Origin of the sequence: Streptomyces sp. ADMS, assembly GCF_033441795.1 — a bacterium.
GTDB lineage: Bacteria > Actinomycetota > Actinomycetes > Streptomycetales > Streptomycetaceae > Streptomyces.
This window is the reverse complement of record NZ_JAVFVX010000011.1, coordinates 1-2015: the sequence shown is the minus strand read 5'-3', so window position 1 is coordinate 2015 and position 2015 is coordinate 1. Positions and strand designations below refer to the sequence as shown.

The following is a 2015-nucleotide window of genomic DNA, read 5'->3' as shown; positions in this document are numbered from 1 at the left end:
CGGTCCTCCGGCGGTCCTCCGGCGGTCCTCCGGCGGTCCTCCGGCGGTCCTCCGGGTCAGTCCGGGGGCGGTACGACGGTGACGACCACGTTCCCGGTCTTCTGCCCGGTCTCGACATACCGGTACGCGTCGCCGATCCGCTCCAGCGGGTACCGCCGGTCGATGACAGGACGGAACGCGCCGGCCTCCATCAGTTCCCGGAAGTACCGCACCATCGCCTGGTCCTGCGTGGGAAAGGGAAACCTCACCTTCCGGCCCCGGAACAGGGGCGTGACCAGCGGCAGCAGCAGGTTCTGCCCGCCAGGGCCCAACTCCGAGGACAGATACACCCCGCCGGGCTTCAACAGCCGCCTGCAGCGCCCGAACGTACTCTTGCCGACAGCGTCGAACACCGCGTCGTAGCGCTGCTCGTCCCGGGTGAAGTCCTGGGCCGTGCGGTCGACGACCCGATCCGCGCCGAGCCCCTTCACCAGCTCCAGACGCGCCGTGTCGCACACCGCGGTCACGGTGGCCCCGCGCTGCTTCAGCAACTGCACCGCCGCCGAGCCGATACCGCCGGCCGCGCCGTAGACGAGGACGTCGTGCCCGGCCCCGACGCCCGCCTTCGTGATGAACGCCAGCGCGTAGTGCGCGCCCTCGGTACCGGGAGCGGCCTCCTCGAAGGTCATGCCGGCCGGCATGGTCGCGATGGGTCCGTCGTGCGGAACGGCCAGATACTCGGCATGCGCTCCGAACGCGCCCTCGTTGTACCCGAACACGCGGTCACCGACGGAGAAGTCCGCGATGCTGCCGCCGCCGACCGCTTCCACGACTCCGGCGTACTCGGTCCCGAGCACGGTGAGCCGCGGCCGGGTGAGCCCGGTGAACGCGCGCATGAAGAAGGGCCTCGCGGCGCGATAGGCACAGTCGGTGCGGTTGACGGTGGTGGCGTGCACCCTCACCAGAACGTCGTGATCTCCGACCGGGGGTCTGTCCATCTCGACGATCCGGACGACGTCCGGGGGGCCGTACCGGCTGCGCACCGCTGCCTTCATGGGCGCACTTTAACGGGGGTGCGGCTTGTTCCACAGCGGCAGTGCGCCGGCACTCGGCAGTACTGTGCGCGGATGACCGATCAACTGCCGTGTGCTTCCTGTGGGTCGAGGCCGGGATCTCGTTCGGCGTTGTGGTGGTCGGCTCGGTGCTGGCGCTGTTCGGCATGCTCGAATCCGACGAGCGGTGCACGCAGGGGCCTGGTGACCGGCCCCGGGCCGACGGCGGAACGTACGGAACGAGGCCTTCCCCCGGCCACCATCTGCGAGTTCGAGCACGGAGACGTCTCTTCCGTCGGAGGCCGGGCAGCGCTTGGCGGGCTGCTCCGGCTACGACAAGTGCCCGGTCCCGAAGGCTGAGACGCCGCAGCAAGTGGAGAGCCGCCTCTCCCTGTGCGACGTCATGGCCCGCACGCTGCACCAGGGTATGGACCTGCTGGGCATCCGGACGCCCGAGCGGCTCTGGGCCGCGTCGGGACACGGCACGCGGCCCGTCCTCTCCCCGGTGGGAGGACGGGCCGCGGCGTGTGTGCGGTCGTCGGGTCGGCTCAGCAGCCGGTGGCGTTGAAGTCCCAGAACTCGGCCTTGGTCTCCGGTCCGGCGATCCCGTCGACTTCAAGGTCGGCGCCCTGCCAGTTCAGGTACTTCTGCAGTGCCTTGATCGTGTTGGGTCCGACGATTCCGTCGATGGAATCGTCGTAGTAGCCCAGGTTCTTGAACCTGCTCTGCGCCGCCTTCCAACTGTTGGTGCCCAGCTGCCCGTCGATCGTGCCGGGGTTGTAACCCAGGTCGCGCAGCCAGCACTGCCAGTTCTTGGCTCGGGCGGTGTTCAGCCCCAGGTTGACCACCGCGAGCGTGCCGACCTCACCGCTCGCCGCCTGCTGCTGGGCCGGCGCGGGTGCCGCCATGGCGGTGCCCGCAGTGGCCAAGCCGCCGGCGGCGATCCCGACCGCGGCGGTGGCACTGACGAGTGCCTTCGTGAGA

The 2015-nt window shown here is 70.0% G+C and carries 2 protein-coding genes and 1 pseudogene; 1 reads left to right on the top strand and 2 read right to left on the bottom strand.

Going from position 1 to position 2015, the window contains the following annotated elements:
- Positions 1-56: 56 nt before the first annotated feature.
- On the bottom strand, positions 57-1034 hold the full coding sequence (locus RB628_RS07325) for an NAD(P)-dependent alcohol dehydrogenase (protein WP_318319475.1): 978 nt from the start codon (positions 1032-1034) through the stop codon (positions 57-59).
- Positions 1035-1362: 328 nt separating this feature from the next.
- Between RB628_RS07325 and RB628_RS07320 the strand changes: the two are divergent.
- Positions 1363-1494 (top strand): annotated as a pseudogene (locus RB628_RS07320) (DALR anticodon-binding domain-containing protein); the annotation flags it as partial.
- Positions 1495-1579: 85 nt separating this feature from the next.
- Here RB628_RS07320 and RB628_RS07315 read toward each other — a convergent pair.
- Positions 1580-2015 (bottom strand): peptidoglycan-binding domain-containing protein (locus tag RB628_RS07315; protein WP_318319474.1); only part of this gene is annotated, 436 nt, incomplete at its 5' end.